At 42.8% G+C, this 17595-nt stretch carries 7 protein-coding genes; 6 read left to right on the top strand and 1 reads right to left on the bottom strand.

Annotated features, from left to right (window positions below; genetic code table 11):
* Window positions 1-46: 46 nt before the first annotated feature.
* From C2M30_RS11230 to C2M30_RS11205, 6 genes are all read left to right on the top strand, one after another.
* A complete protein-coding gene (locus C2M30_RS11230) occupies window positions 47-2605 on the top strand; it encodes a restriction endonuclease-like protein (RefSeq protein ID WP_105171692.1) in 2559 nt (852 codons plus the stop codon).
* Window positions 2606-2672: 67 nt separating this feature from the next.
* Complete coding sequence (locus tag C2M30_RS11225; RefSeq protein WP_105171691.1) at window positions 2673-3860, top strand: nuclease-related domain-containing protein; 1188 nt, start codon at window positions 2673-2675, stop codon at window positions 3858-3860.
* 536 nt (window positions 3861-4396) lie between these two features.
* A complete protein-coding gene (locus C2M30_RS11220; RefSeq protein WP_105171690.1) occupies window positions 4397-7561 on the top strand; it encodes a glycosyl hydrolase family 18 protein in 3165 nt (1054 codons plus the stop codon).
* A gap of 44 nt (window positions 7562-7605) precedes the next feature.
* A complete protein-coding gene (locus tag C2M30_RS11215) occupies window positions 7606-9183 on the top strand; it encodes a lytic polysaccharide monooxygenase (RefSeq protein ID WP_105171689.1) in 1578 nt (525 codons plus the stop codon).
* Between the two features lie 113 nt (window positions 9184-9296).
* A complete protein-coding gene (locus C2M30_RS11210) occupies window positions 9297-11906 on the top strand; it encodes a glycosyl hydrolase family 18 protein (RefSeq protein WP_105171688.1) in 2610 nt (869 codons plus the stop codon).
* Window positions 11907-12140: 234 nt separating this feature from the next.
* Window positions 12141-16268 (top strand): hybrid sensor histidine kinase/response regulator, encoded by a 4128-nt coding sequence (locus C2M30_RS11205; protein ID WP_105171687.1) that lies wholly within the window; start codon window positions 12141-12143, stop codon window positions 16266-16268.
* A 61-nt stretch (window positions 16269-16329) separates the two neighbouring features.
* Here C2M30_RS11205 and C2M30_RS11200 read toward each other — a convergent pair whose 3' ends face one another.
* A complete protein-coding gene (locus C2M30_RS11200; RefSeq protein WP_105171686.1) occupies window positions 16330-17589 on the bottom strand; it encodes a sensor histidine kinase in 1260 nt (419 codons plus the stop codon).
* Window positions 17590-17595 lie beyond the last annotated feature (6 nt).

Raw genomic sequence — 17595 nt, 5'->3', positions numbered from 1 at the left:
CCTATAAGCAGAACCCGTACAGTGATGGTGTAAGGAGTGGTAGGGAATGCCGGAGTTAATACGATTACAAACCCCTGACTTTGAGTTTTCGGTCTGGGCGAATGATATTAGCCAGCGGTTGGGTGTGTACCAGAATACAATGGCGCACAGGGCGAACGCTAATGATCTACAACCTAGCTACGAATTGCGTTTTGCGCCTGCGGCGCAGCTGAGCAATGCTATTGAAACGCAAGGACTAGTTGCAGATGATTTAGTACAAAGTGGGTTAGATGAAAGTGACTTAGCCGAAAATGATGTTGTTGCCAATGGATTAGCGAAACACGCTGAGTTGACATTAAATTCCCCCTTGTTTTTTGAGAATACTCAGTACCAGTTTGAGTGGGTCTTTTTCAGTGAAGTAACTCATGCGCGGCTAACTCACCGAAGCCAAAACGTGAATGAGGCGTTTCGTTTTGCTCCCGAAGTAAAAACCGCAAGGGGCGTAGTGCCCGCACGTTTAACCGGCACCATTAATACTGGCAATGATGTCGGCTGGTTACGCTTGCCACTCACGTTTGAGCACAATGGCAAAACACAGACTCAGCATATTGCCTTTGAAGTGCTGCCAACCAAAATGGCACTTCACCAAGACTTGCCCGTCATGTACCAAGCCATTGATAAAGTTTACCCTCTTTGGCGCTTTAGTTTGGTCGAAAAAACCGAGCAAGATGCAGCAACTAGCCAGCAAGGCGGGCATTTTCCACTGATGTGGTTGGCTAATTTTGCTGCGTTACGGGAACGTTTTGAGCAAGGCTTAAAAGTGATTTGTGCCGCACCACATAGCCGCTTGCAACCTACAGTGGCTAATATCAAAGCGGCCAAGTTAAAAGGCCGCCTGCCTCATAAGTTAGCTATGAAAGTCAAGCAAGATTTAGCAAATGGCCAGTACGATAAACGCTACGCAGTCGAAAAAAAGCAACTGAGTGTGGATACCCCAGAAAACCGTTTTATCAAAATGGCGGTGAGTAAAAGTAAGCGGCAATTAGCGGCGTTTGAAAAAAAGCTTAGGCAGAGTAACCAAGCTCCAGAACGGCAACGGTTGTCAGATTCATTTTTAAATGAGCTGCATAGTTGGCAACAACCGCTGCAAAAAGTGTTAGGTCAGAGTTTTTTAAAAGAGGTTGGTGCATACACAGGGTTAAGCCGTGAGTCGTTAGTGTTACAGCAAAAAACCGGTTACAGCGCGGTATATCGTGTTTGGCAGGAGCTGAAATTTTATTTAGATGTGTTTGGCAATCAGTCGAGCATTTCAATGAAGTCGGTGGCCGAGATTTACGAAGTATGGTGCTTTTTGTGTTTGAAACAGATTTTAGAGCAGGATCTTGGCTTTGAATTGGTTGAAAACAGTGCCACTAAGCTCGCCCAAAATAACTTTTTTGAGTACCAACTAAAAGATGGTTTTGCTGGAGCCTTTCGTTTTAAACGCAGTGATGGTGTGACCGCTAGGTTGGCACACGAGCCGAAATTTACCAAAAAGGGTCAATCAATCCGCTCGTATTTAGTGAACCAAGAGCCAGATATTGTCTTGGAAGTGACACTGCCAAAAAGCCCAAACTCTTTCTCATCAGAAGAGAAACAATTTATTTGGCTTTTTGATGCCAAGTACCGCATTAAAACTGAGAAGAGCCGCTTTGATGACAGTTATGATGATGTTGAAGTTACAGATTATGTGCCAGACGACGCCATCAACCAAATGCACCGTTATCGGGATGCCCTAATCCGTTTATCAGAACCTTGTGTGACAGATTCTGCATCTGATTCAATAGTCGGACAACCCTCTATGAAAAGCCGCCCCGTTTTTGGTGCTTTTGCTTTATACCCAGGCTTTTTTGATCAAGCCACAAAACCCAACCCTTATGCAGCTGCAATAGAAGAGGTTGGTATTGGAGCATTTGCCCTACTACCAAGTCAAAACGTATCTAGCCTTAGTGATAGCAGTTATATCGGTCACAAATGGTTGCTAGAGTTCTTGCAAAGCCAAATCGGCGCAGTAACGAACTCGCAAGTGGGAGCTGGTGAAGTTGTTAGTTATCCAGTGGCTGATATTGCAGAAAAGCTCTACATACAAGAAGCCGCTAGGATACCATACCACGGCATGAGACAAAGGTTATATCAAGACTTAACTTTGATTGCTTCGCTTGGTAAAAAAGAAGGCCGCGCGCAAGTATATTTTGATAACTTCAGAGAAGGTAAGCTTTCGTATTACCACATCCCAGTTTCAACATTTAATATCAAATATAAAAATCATATTGCTCAAGAAATTAAATATTTGCTTTTGACAGAAACCTACACAGAAGAAAGTTGCGTAAATAAACTTTGGCCTGTGCTAAGTGTAAATGTAGTTTCAAGGAATTTAATTCCGATTGAAACGACAGCTAAAACAAATAATATTCCTGATAACTATTTTGTATTTGGACTTGGAAAACCTCTTGAGCTTAGTAATGTAATAAAGTTAAAAGCTCAATCACGTTTTAGAGATTGCTTAAAGTTAACTACATTAAGAAGTCTTCAAGAAAATGCTGACAATGAAGACTTTGGTATTGTTTATCACGAAGCAATAAATTGAATGCTCTAAATCATATGGCTGAGAGTTATGTTGTATTTTAGTAATTCTATTTGGATAAAAGGAAAATATGTTAAAACGGATTTTAATTTTAGTAATTTACTTTACTTCTCAACCAAGCTTTGCAAATCAGCAATACAGCGACGGAACGTGTATTTTATTACAAAATCAAGTTAAAGAATTTAGCTTTAATAAGCAATCTCAGCGTTACAAAACGGCAAAACGCTCTGTTGACAGACACTGTATTAACCCCGTCAAATCATCTACGGTTAATCAAACAAGTAGCACCAAAAGCTCAGAAAAGCATACGCCTATTTATGCAGCTAAAAAGTTACAACCGCAGAACCTGACAGAGCCATCAAATCAAGCCGTTGTAACGAAACCACATCAAGCTATAACATCAGTTCCCGCCAACACTATGCAGAGCTTAGTGCTTAAGATAGGTGTGTGGGTGTTAGTCATTATGTTTCTTTTAGCTTTTCTCAAAGCAATCATTGTACTGTTTGCCAAACGCGCTGCTAAATCACTACTTAACAAAGTAACAGGTCGTATTGAACCCGTTGTAAGTAACCTGCCTGTAAGAAAAGCTGAAGACATTAACCCTAAAACGACTGCAAACGTTTCAGATAAATCTTGCTCTGTACTAAAAAATACCATAGCCGAAATTGTTGCTAATGATGCAGGCAACTCAAGTGGCCAGCAAGGAGAGGTTGTTGTAAATAATTTAATTGAAAAGGTTATTAACAACAAAGTGTTATCTGCGGCGAGTAATGTGAGTCATTATACAAGTGTGCTGCTAACGAACGATAATGATGAGCTTACTGAAATTGATCATTTAATTGTTTCACCAGTTGGCGTGTTTGTAATTGAGAGCAAAAATTACAGTGGTTATATATTCGGTAGTCAGCACCAAGCGAAATGGACGCAGACTTTAAAAGGGCGTAAAACCCAATTTATGAACCCGCTTAGGCAAAACTATAAACATTGCTTAGCAGTCAGCCGATTACTTGGCGTTGTTGATGGCGTTGAATCCTTAGTGCTGTTTCATGATAAAGCGAGTTTTAAAACAAAACTTCCACCGAATGTACGTTATGTTAGTGAGATGGAAGCATTTTTATCTGGCTTTACCCATGTTAAATTTACCGATAGCCAGCTTGAAGAATTTAACACACGACTCGCTAAAGTGATTTCGGTTACGACACGTGAAGATTTTAAGCAGCACATTAGCGAAGTAAAGGCAAAGCAATGTGATATTTAGAAATTTGCACTGCACTATCTTAGTCAATTCATTTTACCTAACCTATCTTTTGAGTAACTATTTCATTTTGTGTCGTTGAAAATTAAGCAGCTGACTTTCAAAAATAGTAAAAATCTCACCTTTTAAAATACTTAACTTGCATTGAATGCATCATTTTTGTGCAATTTGTCCCTACTTTTATTACAGGTATTAGTCAAAACGTTTACTTAATTGTGAAAATTCGTAAATGCGCTAGAACATAAAGGTATATCTTTAATTAGTTTGGTTATAAGCAAGCAATTGCGGCTCTTGAAGGGGTACAAATTAAGTTTACTTATATTTTACAAATGTACCCAATAGGGGTTCCTAATAATTGTGTCCTAGTTTATTTTTCCTAGTAATAAGGTGCTTACTTTTATTTAACTCATTGTTTTATTTTGTTTAATCTTGTTTTTATTTTCTCGGAGTAGTGTTATTGCTCCAATTTCACTAATTGTTAATCATGTGTTAGTTATAAATGGTCGAAAGACGTTAGCTAAATTCCATTAGGGGGAAGTATGAGTAACAAATTAGTAGGCAAGCGTTTATTTAAAATGAGCGTGTTGTCGTTAGCTGTAACTGGGTGGGCAGCCCATGCAGCAGTGGACTGTACAAACATTGCCGAATGGCAATCAGGCGTGGCTTACACTGGCGGGCAACAAGTGCAAAAAGCCAATATTGCTTATGAGGCGAAGTGGTGGACACAAGCCGATCCAGTAACCCATTCAGGGCAATATCAAGAGTGGAAAAACTTAGGTGCGTGTAGTGATGGTCAAGTAAACGAATCACCTATTGCAGAGGTTTTATCACCTATGAGTGGTAGTTCTTTTACCGAAGGTGACAGCGTTGTCATTGAGGCGCAAGCATCAGATTCTGACGGCACCGTTGTGAAACTAGAAGTACTGGTTGATGGTGTGGCGATTGCAACACTAAGTTCTGCGCCATATTCAACAACTTGGCTTGCAGTGACAGGGCAGCATCAAATTTCGGTACGCGCTACCGATGATAAAGGTGCTGAAACAACATCCCCTGCAAATAGTGTGACTGTGGCTAAAGTGGTGCCAGATAACTATGCACCAACGGCAAGCCTTACTAGCAATGCGAGTTCAAATACTTTGAACTTAAATGACAGCGTTGTCTTAAATTTGAGCGGTAGCGATCAAGATGGCACAGTAACAAGTCTTGAATTGTTTCAAGATGGCGCGTCTGTAGCGCAAATTTCTGGCGCAACAGGCAGTTTTAATTTTACCGCAACAAGCGCAGGTAATACGCAATTTAGTCTTGTTGCAACCGACGACAAAGGCGCAACATCTGATGCGCAAACATTGAGTTTCCGTATTGTTGATGGCACTACACAACCGGGTGACCGCGATGCCTGTAAGCCGGAAGGTTTGTACCAAACACCGGGTGTAAATACGCCGTATTGTACTATTTACGATGCCGATGGCCGTGAAGATATGGGTGCCGATCACCCACGTCGTGTCATTGGTTATTTCACCAGTTGGCGCAACGGTGCCAATGGCCAACCGTCTTACCTAGTAGATGATATTCCTTGGGATAAAATCACCCATATTAACTACGCATTTGCCCATGTTGATGCCAATAATAAGGTTTCAATTGGCGATCCAAGTGCGGCGGGTAACCCTGCTACCAATATGGAATGGCCAGGTGTAGCTGGTGCTGAAATGGACCCAACACTGCCGTACAAAGGTCATTTCAACTTACTGAATAAATATAAAAAACTCCATCCAGACGTTAAAACACTGATCTCTGTAGGTGGTTGGGCAGAAACGGGCGGTTACTTTGACGCAAACGGCAACCGTGTTGCAAGCGGTGGTTTCTACACTATGACAACCAATGCTGATGGCTCAGTAAACACTGCGGGCATTAATGCGTTTGCAAAAAGTGCGGTTGAGTTTATTGAAACGTACGGTTTCGATGGGGTTGATATTGATTATGAATACCCATCATCAATGAATGATTCGGGTCACCCTGATGATTTCCCTATTTCAAATGCACGCCGAGCAGGGCTAAATGCCTCTTACCAAGTGTTAATGAAAACCCTACGTGAAGAGCTTGATAAAGCGGGTGAATTAGCTGGTAAACACTACATGCTTACCATTGCATCGCCGTCATCAGGTTACTTATTACGTGGTATGGAAACTTTCCAAACAACTAAGTACCTAGATTACGTAAACATCATGTCTTACGACTTACACGGTGCATGGAACGACCACGTAGGCCATAACGCAGCACTTTATGATACAGGCCTAGACTCAGAGCTTGCGCAGTGGAATGTGTATGGCACCAAAGAGTTTGAAGGCATTGGCTATTTAAATACCGACTGGGCAGTGACGTATTTCCGCGGTGGTTTAAGTGCAGGCCGTATTAACATTGGTGTGCCTTACTATACCCGTGGCTTTAAAGATGTATCGGGTGGCGAAAACGGTTTGTGGGGGCGTGCTGCGTTACCTAATCAAGCTGATTGTGCCAAAGGTACTGGTGTAGGTGAGAAAAACAAATGTGGTAACGGCGCGGTTGGTATCGACAACATGTGGCATGACCTTGACGAAAACGGTAATGAAATGCCAGCAGGTAGCAACCCGTTATGGCATGTTAAAAACCTACAAAATGGCATTTTGCCAAGTTACCTTGCAGCTTACGGCTTAGATCCAGCAAATGATCCAACTGATAAGCTAGTGGGCACTTACACTCGTCATTATGATTCTGTGGCAGTAGCGCCTTGGCTTTGGAATGCTGATAAAAACGTGTTCTTGTCGATTGAAGATGAAGAATCAATGGGCGCTAAGCTTGATTACGTAATCAACAAAGGCCTTGGCGGTATTATGTTCTGGGAGCTGGCTGGCGACTTTGACTACGACAGCGCGAAGAAAGAGTACTTTATGGGTTCTACTATGACCTCGCTTGCTTACAACAAGTTTGCACAAGCGGGTTCTAAGTACAACATCAACAAAGGTGAAAAAACACACCAAGTACCAGCCGAAGCAGTAGATGTAAGCTTTGTTGTAAAAGACTTCCCAATTGGTGACGACAACTACCCAATTGCGCCAACCTTTAGCTTTACTAACAACTCAAACATTGATTTGAGCGGTGCAAAAGTATCGTTTGATGTACCAGTGGCTACGTCAGCTATTTTCAAATCAAACTGGAATGCGCAAGAAAAACTCGGCATGGCAGTTGACGTAAATCGTTCAAACGCAGCGGGTAACAACATTGGCGGCTTTGAAAACGAGTTCCATCGTTTCTCAATTACCTTTGTTAACGAGTGGGGCGGCGCTGCTAAGTCGTTTGCGCCGGGCGAAACCATTAATGCGCAAGTGATGTACTACATGCCAATTACTGGCCCAGTGAACTTTGTATTTGAAAAAGACGGTAAGCAATACGCCGCTAAATTTGAATACCCACATCTACCAGATGCAACGGCCGGTAACGGTGGTGGCAATGATGGCGGCGGTAACACCGACACATGTGAAGGTGTTGCAGTAGCTGATATTCCAGTTTATCCAAACTTCCCACAAACAGATTGGGCAGGCAACCCGTCACACGCTGCAGGCGGTGACTTGATGGTTGATGGCGCATCTACTGCGGTTTACAAAGCCAAGTGGTGGACATCAACTGAGCCTGGCACATCTGCCGATTGGGATAGTGTGTGTACTTTATAACGCAACCTATGTGAGGCCGTGCGCCTCACTGTTTGGAGAAGATTATGAATACCAAATTTAACATTAGTGTGCTCTCTGGTTCAGTGCTATTAGCATGTATTGCAGCGCCGTTTAATGCCAGCGCACACGGTTACATGGATAGTCCTAAAGCACGACAAGCTTTTTGCCAAGCGCAAGGCGGGTATTGGTGGCCAGAAGACGGCAGCAATATTCCAAACTTGGCGTGTCGCGCAGCATTTTTAGAATCGGGCCATGTGCAGTTTATTCAAGAACATGAGTTTGCCGTTAATACGCCCGATTACCTAAACCAAGCGGCGGTTGAAGCAAATGTGCCCAACGGTACTTTGTGCGCTGCAGGCAGTCATGAAAAGCGCGGCATGAATTTACCGTCAGCGCATTGGCAAAAAACCGTGGTTACGCCAAACGCTAATGGTGAAATTCAAGTGCGTTATCGCGCAACCACACCACACAACCCAAGCTTTTGGCAGTTTTATTTAACCAAGCCAGGTTTTAACCCTGCAACCGATACACTGACTTGGAAAAATATTGAGCTTATTCAAAGCCACGACAATATTGAGTTTGTAAAAGATCCCGATGGTAAACGTTACTATGAAATGAGCGTTGCCATTCCTGCTGAACGCGCCGGTGAAGCGGTGCTTTATAGCCGCTGGCAGCGTGTAGATGTGGTAGGTGAAGGTTTTTACAACTGTAGCGACATTATTATTGAGCGCGACACGGTCACACCGGTTGACTGGTTCCCGCTCGGTTACTTTGTACGTCAAGGTCAAAAAGCAAATGCTGGCGACACAGTTCAAGTGCGTTTGTTTGACGCAACAGGTCTTGAAGTGGTTAATCAGTTGTTTGCGGTTAACGCTAGCAATCAAGCAACTTGGCAAAGTGAGCTGGCAGCTAAGCTTAATTTAGATTACGCATCTGAATTGCAAATTGGTGTTAAAAACGCCAGTGGCGATATTGTGTTTGACGAGGTTAATTTGGCGTCAAATCAGGTATATGCAACCTCCAGCGATCACAGCTTTGCGCTGTCGGTGATTGCTGCATCAGAAAATACCGCACCGAATGTTAACCCTGTGGCAGATGTGGTAATGGATGAAGGTTCACAAACATTGGTGCACGTGCATGCATTCGATGATGAAAACGACCCGCTTAGTTACCAATTCACTGTGCCTAATGAGTTCACCTACAGTGTAGACGGACCAAACCTCACTCTTTATGCACCTGAGGTTTCAGCGAACGCCAACTTCGCGATTCAGGTTTCAGTATCTGATGGCAAGTTAAGCACACCAGCAAGCTTTACGGTAACGGTTAACGATACCGCAACGAACCCTGATGTACCTGCGTGGGATGCCAGCAAAGCATATAACGCCGGCGATAAAGTTAGCTACTTAGGTACGGTTTATAAAGCCAAATGGTGGGTGCAAGGCGAAAAACCAAATAGCAGCGATGCGTGGCAATCGCTTTCACAGTCAACTGACGATGCGTGGTTAAGCTCAAAAGCGTATTCGGCGGGCGATATTGTTAGCTATAACTCGCAAAAATACCAAGCACGCTGGTGGACCAAAGGCGATGAGCCAGGTACAGCCTCAGTGTGGCAAACCCTTTAATTTAATCGGCTAAAGCGAGTCATAAGTTTGCTTTAGCTACTTTAGTTACCCCTTGCCGCAACGGCGGCTTGGTTTGCGACGTTGCGGGTTTTTAAAATTTAAAGAGAAACATTATGATTAAAAAATTATCTCTAGCAGTGGCAGTTGCACTTTGCTCTGGGCATGTAATTGCAGCGCCTTCTGCACCTAGCTTAAGTTGGGAAGACCAAAAATATTCATTTGTTGATGTAAATATTGACGGTCAAGGTTCATATAAGTCATTAGTTACACGTAAAGATGTGGTTGATATTGCTATCAAATGGAATGCGTGGAGCGGCGAAGGTGGCGATAGCTACAAAGTAAAATTTGACGGTGTAGTAGTAAACGAAGGTACGCTTGCTGCTGGCACTAAGTCGGGCACAATCACCTTTCCATACACGCAATCGGGCCGTCATCAGTTAACGGTTGAGCTTTGCCAAGGCACAGTGTGTGCGGCAAGTGCGCCAAAACCAATTGTAATCGCTGATACAGACGGCGGTCACCTTGATCCATTACCAATGAATGTAGATCCAAATAACGGTAACTATGGTACTTCGCCAGACACCGTTGTAGGTGCTTATTTTGTTGAGTGGGGCATTTATGGCCGTGACTTTGATGTAACAAAAGTGCCGGGCCAAAATCTAACGCATATCTTGTACGGTTTTATTCCAATTTGTGGCGCGAACGAGTCACTAAAAGAAATTGAAAACGGTAACAGCTGGCGCGCATTACAAAAAGCGTGTGGTGACTCACAAGATTATGAAGTGGTGATTCACGACCCGTGGGCAGCTATTCAAAAGTCACTGCCGGGTGTAGATGCAAAAGACCCAATTCGTGGTACTTACTCGCAGTTAATGGCACTTAAGCAGCGTTACCCTGATTTAAAAATCTTACCATCGGTAGGTGGTTGGACACTGTCAGACCCATTCCATGGCTTTACTGAAAAAGCGAATCGCGATGTATTCGTAGCATCAATGAAAGACTTCTTAAAAACTTGGAAATTCTACGATGGTGTCGATATTGACTGGGAATTCCCAGGTGGCGGCGGTCCAAATCCAAATCTTGGCGATCCAGCAAAAGACGGTCAAGCTTATATTGATCTAATGCGTGAACTACGCGCTATGTTAGATGAATTAGAAGCTGAAATTGGTAAACCGTACCAACTTACCTCTGCTATTGGCATGGGTTATGACAAAATTGAAGACGTAAACTATCCGCAAGCAGCGCAATATATGGATTACATCTTCGCCATGACCTATGACTTCTACGGTGGTTGGAATAATGTTACCGGTCACCAAACAGCGCTTTACTGTGGTAGCCATATGAGCACAGATGAGTGTAATGGTAAAGGTCTTGATGACAAAGGCGAGCCGCGTAAAGGCCCTGCGTACACCACAGATAACGGTATTCAATTGTTGCTACAACAAGGTTTAGATCCGGCGAAAATTGTATTAGGTACGGCGATGTATGGTCGTGGTTGGGAAGGTGTAACCCCAGCAAATACAACAGACGGCGCAAACCCAATGACAGCACCGGGTAACGGTAAACTTACCGGCACTACTGCGCAAGGTGTGTGGGAAGCAGGCGTAATTGATTACAAAGGCATTAAAGCCCATATGATTGGCGCGGCAGAAACTGGTATTAACGGTTTTGAGGTTGGCTATGATGAAGTGGCTGAAGGTGCCTATGTTTGGAATAAATCAAACGGCAAATTAATTACATACGATAGCCCGCGCTCAGTAAAAGCGAAAGGTCAGTATGTTCGCAATTTAGGCCTTGCCGGTCTATTTGCATGGGAAATTGATGCAGACAACGGCGATATTTTAAATGCAATGCACGAAGGCCTAGGCGTTGTAGGTGGTAACACTAAACCTGTGGTATCAGTACCGGGTGTAACTACGGTTAAATCAGGTGAAAGTACATCACTTTTCGCAACAGCCAGTGATCGTGATAACGACCCACTAACATACAGCTGGACAGGCGATGTTGCCTTAACGCTTTCAGGTGTAACCACTGATACGGTATCAATTACTGCGCCAACGGTAACGCAAGATACTGATTACACAGTAACCGTTGCTGTATCAGACGGCACAGACACTGTAACTAAATCGGCGATTATTCGCGTGGTATCAGATGTGGTAGTGATTAACGAACCGCCAGTAGTATCACCAATTGCTAATGTTAGTGTGGAAGAAGGTAAATCAGCTTCTGTCAGCGTAACTGCATCAGATGCTGATGGCGATACACTAAGCTATAGCTGGAATGTACCTGCGGGCTTAACACTTTCTGGCAGCGGCGCAAGTGTGACGCTTACAGCAGGCGAAGTTGCAGCGGATACAAACTTGAGCGTATCAGTAACGGTATCAGACGGTACTGATGCTGTAACAGAAAGCTTCACAGTAACAGTAACTAATGTAGATGGCGGTGGCAGCACAACGTGGAATGCCGATGCAATTTACACAGGTGGCGATACTGTGCTTTACAATGGTGTTGAGTACAAAGCGAAGTGGTGGACACAAGGCGACCGTCCAGATCTTGGCGGCCCGTGGGAAGAAGTCATTCCAAACGACGGCCAAGTTCGCGCATGGCGTGCTGACCTTGTTTACAACACTGGTGACAAGGTGACTCATAATAACAATACTTACACAGCAAAATGGTGGACTAAAGGCGAAGAGCCGAGCGTTGCCGATGTGTGGGCGAAATAAGTTTTCATTCTAGTTCAAAAGGCAGCTACCGCTGCCTTTTTTTGTGCTTGTACTTTGCTGTATTGGAAATAGTGCAGCTCTTTGTGCAATCGCAATGCCCAATCAATATAAAAGAGCAGGGGTTACCTTTTCTAAATAAAAGTTAAGTGCTCATGAAAATCTCGTCAAAAATCAACAGGTCTTAATATTTAACGTCTATTATTGTGTTAATAACTAAAAGTCTTTGAACGTGACATGACCCCAAAAATATCGTTATTTGTAATCTGGCTTGCAATGACATTACTTACATTTTCTGCGAGTAATGCGTTGGCTAATGGGCAATCGTCGTCGCTGATCAACGAGTATGCGATTAAAAAGCTGGGCACTGAAGATGGTTTTGTGTCTTCAGAAATTTATTCAATTGTTCAAGATAATCAGGGTTTTTTATGGTTTGGTACCGCTGAAAATGGGGTGATGCGATTTGATGGTCGCAAGGTTGTATTGTTTGAGTTTAATAAAATGAACGAGAACGGCTTATCACATAATGACGCGGGCAATTTAATGCTCGATAACGACGGCAGGATTTGGATTGGCACGTGGGGTGGCGGCGCTAATCTTTACGACCCTAAAATTGGACGATTTGAAAACTTTCTGCACAGTGCATCGCAAGCAAACTCGGTATCTTCTAATCGCATTCAATCATTATTACATGACCAAACGGGCATTATTTGGCTTGGCAGCTACGATGGTGGGCTAAATAAATATCTGGGCAATGGTCAATTTGAACACATTACAAAAACCGGTGACTCGGAGCCGAGTTTATCTCATAACCGTATTTGGGATATTGCAGACAAAGACGATAATTTTCTGTGGGTAGCGACCAGCTATGGCTTAAATCTATTTAACAAAAACACTCAGCAGTTTAAGCACTTCTTTCCAAACCCAAATAATAAAACCCCAACTGGGGCCAACGAAATTAGAAGTATGCTAATTACCAAAAGTGGAACATTTTATGTCGCTACGCAACAAGGTCCGTTTTTGTTTGAGCCAAATAGCGGTAGCTTCACCGCTATTTTAAATGTAGATCAGCAAGCACTTGGTCAAGTAAACTCGATGATTGAAGACCAAGACGGATTTGTTTGGTTTGTTACAGCAACGGGCATTTATCGCTATGCCAACGACATTGAGCAAATTGAACGGCTTGATTTAGGTTACAACAATGGTTTTCGCATTATTTTTGAGGATTCTTTTGGTGTTATTTGGATTACAAATGAAGTGCACGGCATTTTTAAACTGACACCACAGCGTAAATTTAAATCGATTAATAGCTCGCAACTAAGTGCGCCAAATGGCATAACAGTTGATGAAAACGGCGATGTGCTTATTGCTGCTTCCTCTTCCGCCTTGTTTAAATGGCAAGTACGGGCGAAAAGCTTAGAACCTATTTCTGGCCCGCTTTTCACTAAAGAAAATGGCTTGGCGAATAGTGGCGCAGTAGAAAAACCCATTATATTAAAACAAGGCACCAATTTACTTTGGGTTGCACAAGACCAAGGGCTTGCCAAATACAATTTAGCAACTGGCCAAATTGACATAATCCGCTACCCTAAAACCGCTGAAAATTACCAAGAATTTAGAGAGCTAAGGGCGTTAGCACTCGATGAGCAAGGCAACTTATGGATTGGTACCTACAAAAATGGTGTATACGTATACAACACAACGCATAAAACCTTTACACATTTAGACGAAAACAGCGGCTTATCGCACCCTGAAGTACTAAAAATAATGCGCGATAACGACAACAACATGTGGGTTGGCACTGGCAATGGCGCAAACTTGTGGTTGGCCGATAAACAGCGTTTTCGCGTTTACAAAATGGATGAAGCCGACGAGCAAACTTTATTAGGTAGTATCGTACAAGATATTTACCAAGCCAAAAATGGCGCGATTTGGATAGCAACGCAAAAGGGTCTCAACTTATATCAACCCAATAGCCAAACCTTTAAGCATTACAGCGTGTTAAATGGCCTCGCTACATCGTTAATTCGCGCTGTGGTAGATGATCAAAACGGCAACTTATGGCTCACTACCAACAAGGGTATTTCTACCTTAAACCCAAATACCAATGAAGTTGTTAACTATGATGGCAGTGAAGGGATTTTAGGCGCAAATTATTACGCAAATAGTTTAGTTGTGGCTGCCAATAACACCTTATTTACGAGTAGCCAACGTGGGGTTGAATACTTTAATACGGATCTTGAAGAAAACGAAGTTAAATCACCTAATGTAGTACTGACTGGGTTCAGCAAAATGGGCGAGCAGAAAAAGCTCGATAAACCGTATTCTTATGTGAAAGAAATCGACTTATCGTATCAAGATTACTTTATTTCATTTGAGTTTTCGGTGTTAGATTTTACTGCACCTAGCAAAAATCAATACGCCTATCGCCTTGAGGGATACGATAACAACTGGATAGAGTTAGGTAACAATAATATTGCGTCATTTACTAATTTGGATGGCGGCAGTTACACCTTGCAAGTTAAAGCAACCAACAGCGCAGGCAAATGGAGTAATGAGTTACTTTCAATCGACTTAAATGTGGCGCCTTCGCCTTTTAAAAGCTGGTGGGCTTATACGCTTTACGCTTTATTTGCCGGTGCACTGGTGTTTTTAATGATATATCTGCGCACTCGTTTACAACAAAGTGAGATCATTCGGCAAAAGCAATTTGTCGTGGCGTTAGAAGAGCAAGTTGCAGAAAAAACGGCGTCGCTGGAACAACAAGCCAAAGAACTCAAACTTGCCTTACAAAAAGCAGAAACCGCAACTAAGTTAAAGTCTGAATTTTTAGCCAATATGAGTCATGAGATCCGCACGCCAATGAATGGCGTGATTGGTATGCTGCAACTGTTAAAAGACAGCAGGCTTTCGGACGAACAAGCACACCGCGTGAGCATTGCCAGTTCAAGTGCAAAGTCGTTACTGACGCTAATCAACGATATTCTGGATTTTTCAAAAATAGAAGCAGATCGCATTGAACTTGAATACATTGATTTTGAACTGCGCAACTTACTTGAAAAACTCGCAGAATCTGTGGCCCTTGATGCACAGTTAAAAGATGTTGAGGTTATTTTAGATATCAACGCCATTTCGGTCAGTCATGTGAATTCCGATCCTGGGAGAATTCGCCAAATACTCACCAATATTTTAAGTAATGCCGTTAAGTTTACCGAGTCGGGTCAAATTGTGATCCGTGCAGAGCTTTGTGACTCTGAAAAAATAGGATTCAGTCAGCTAAACTGCGAAATTCAAGATACTGGCATCGGCATTGCCAAAGATAAAGTAACCTCGCTATTTGATGCATTTAGTCAAGGTGATGCATCGACTACACGAAAATACGGCGGCACTGGGCTTGGCCTAAGTATTACACGAAAACTGTGTAATTTGCTGCAAGGCGATGTAACGGTTAGCAGCAAATTAGGCGAGGGCAGTTGTTTTAACGTCACCTGTTTAGTGAAAAACATCGCGCAGCCAAACAAGGTAAATGAAGGCCCACTATTTGCGTCGTTAACGGTGTTGATTGCTGACGAAAATGACACTAATTGCCAAGTGGTAAAACAGCTTTTAGAGAGCGAGTCAGCAAACGCAATCGTTGCCAATTCTGCTGAGCAGGTAATGGCACAGTTAAGTAGTGATTTAGCAACTATCGACTTGGTTTTAATGGATGCTAAGTTGTATGAAAATGGCCTATTACAACAGCAATTAACGCGCCTAAAGCAAACCAATAAAACACAGCTAATTATGATGGCGCCAATTAATAAACAATTCGATAATGATGCGTGTGAAGCGGGTAATATTAGCGCGATTTTAGCGAAACCTGTTACACCCGAAGGCCTGATTAAAGTACTTAAAAGTACGCTGCAAAATTCATCTGAGCATACCAGTGATGTAAGCGAGCAGCCGACTAATTTAAGTGATACAGACACCACAACTTTTAATGGCGTACATGTATTGTTAGTTGAAGATAATCCAGTAAATCAAATGGTCGCCTTGAGTGTTTTGAAAAACTTAGGGGTAAGTGCCGATGTTGCCTCAAACGGTTACGATGCGTTAGCAGCACTTAAAGCGATGGATAAACCAAGCCACTATGCGGCAATTATTATGGACTGCCAAATGCCGGAAATGGACGGTTATGAAACCGCATCTAAAATTAAGTCGGGCGAAGCTGGCGATAGCGCAATAAATATTCCTATAATTGCGATGACCGCCAATGCAATGCAGGGAGATAAACAGCGTTGCCTTGATGCGGGAATGGACGATTATATGACCAAGCCCATATCGCAACAAATGGTGATAGCCAAATTGAAAAAGTGGCTTAGTTAACATGTGGGCTTAAATGCCAGCTGCCACGTGCGCTGTTAGTTATAACATTTGGTGTATGGGTTTAGGCAAAGGTTAAATTAATCGTTACGCCACCATTGCTACTATTAAGTGATACGTCAACACCGTATTTTTCACACAGCCTTTTTACCAGCGATAGGCCAATACCGCTGCCATGACTATTTGGCCCGCGTTGCCCCGCTTCAAATACGCTTTGCGATGAGAGTGTATCTGTTAAACCTTTACCGTTGTCTGCGATGGTGAGCACATTGTCTTGAAACTCAATTTTTATGTGCGAACCTTGGCCATGGTAAATGGCATTTTGCAGCAAGTTTTGTACGACGAGTGAAAGCTCTAATGCTCCCATAGCCACATTGGCGTTATCGGCCAAGCTAATGTCTATTGCTACGTCTTTTAACAGCGCTTGATTTTTAATGATGCAATTTTCAATAACCGATTTTAAGTTGGTGTGCTCGGTATCGCGATGTTTCTCGCGGGCAAGGGCGAGTAACGTCTCAATAATTTCATGCATTTGTTGGTTGGCATCACTAATGCGCGTAACAAATTTTTGCTGCGCTTGGTTTAGCTCGGTATGGGTTAATAATGTGACCGCACCTTGGCTTACGGTGAGCGGGGTGCGCAACTCATGAGACACATCGCGGGTAAATTGTTGTTCTCGTGTGACAAATGCACTTACGCGAGCAAGCGCCGCTTCCAATGTTTGGGCAAATCGGCCAATTTCGTTTTGTTTAAATTGTGCTGCGAATTTTGTCGGTAACTTTTCAACCGGGCTGTTATCGACGATAGTCATGAGATCATCGAGTGGGTTAAGTAAGGTTTTACTTAATTTAACTGTGCCAAGCGCAAGCACTAACGCCAGTAAAATACCAAAGCACAGTAAGCCGAACGAGAAATAAAACAGCTTGTTAGTTAGGCGGTTTACCACTAATTGTTGACTTACTTCGGCCAGTAAAATATGTTGCTGCCGCTGATTATCATCGAGATAGGCAATGTGATAATGCGTGTTTTTTGCACCGCTAAATTCTCTTTGCTTAGGTGCTTTGCTTAGCGCTTGTTGCACAAGCTTTGGCAAAGTACTTTGGTTCTTATGGTAAGTGATAAAATCAAAATGGGGCTTAGGTGTTTGCTTGTTTTTAATTTGGCTGAGTACTTGTTGCTTTTCACTGTTTAGAATTTGATAGAAGAACGTGTCTTCAACCACAAAACTAAACATTAAGGTCACAAGTGAAAATAAAATGCTGAGAAGTACTACAATGGAAACAAAGTACGTAACGATTTTGTTTCTAAGTTGCTTTGCTGTCATAACTGG

Origin of the sequence: Pseudoalteromonas sp. T1lg24, from assembly GCF_002964745.1 — a bacterium.
Lineage (GTDB): Bacteria > Pseudomonadota > Gammaproteobacteria > Enterobacterales > Alteromonadaceae > Pseudoalteromonas > Pseudoalteromonas spongiae.
Note: the sequence above shows the minus strand (reverse complement) of the source record. Positions and strands in the feature narration are given on the sequence as shown.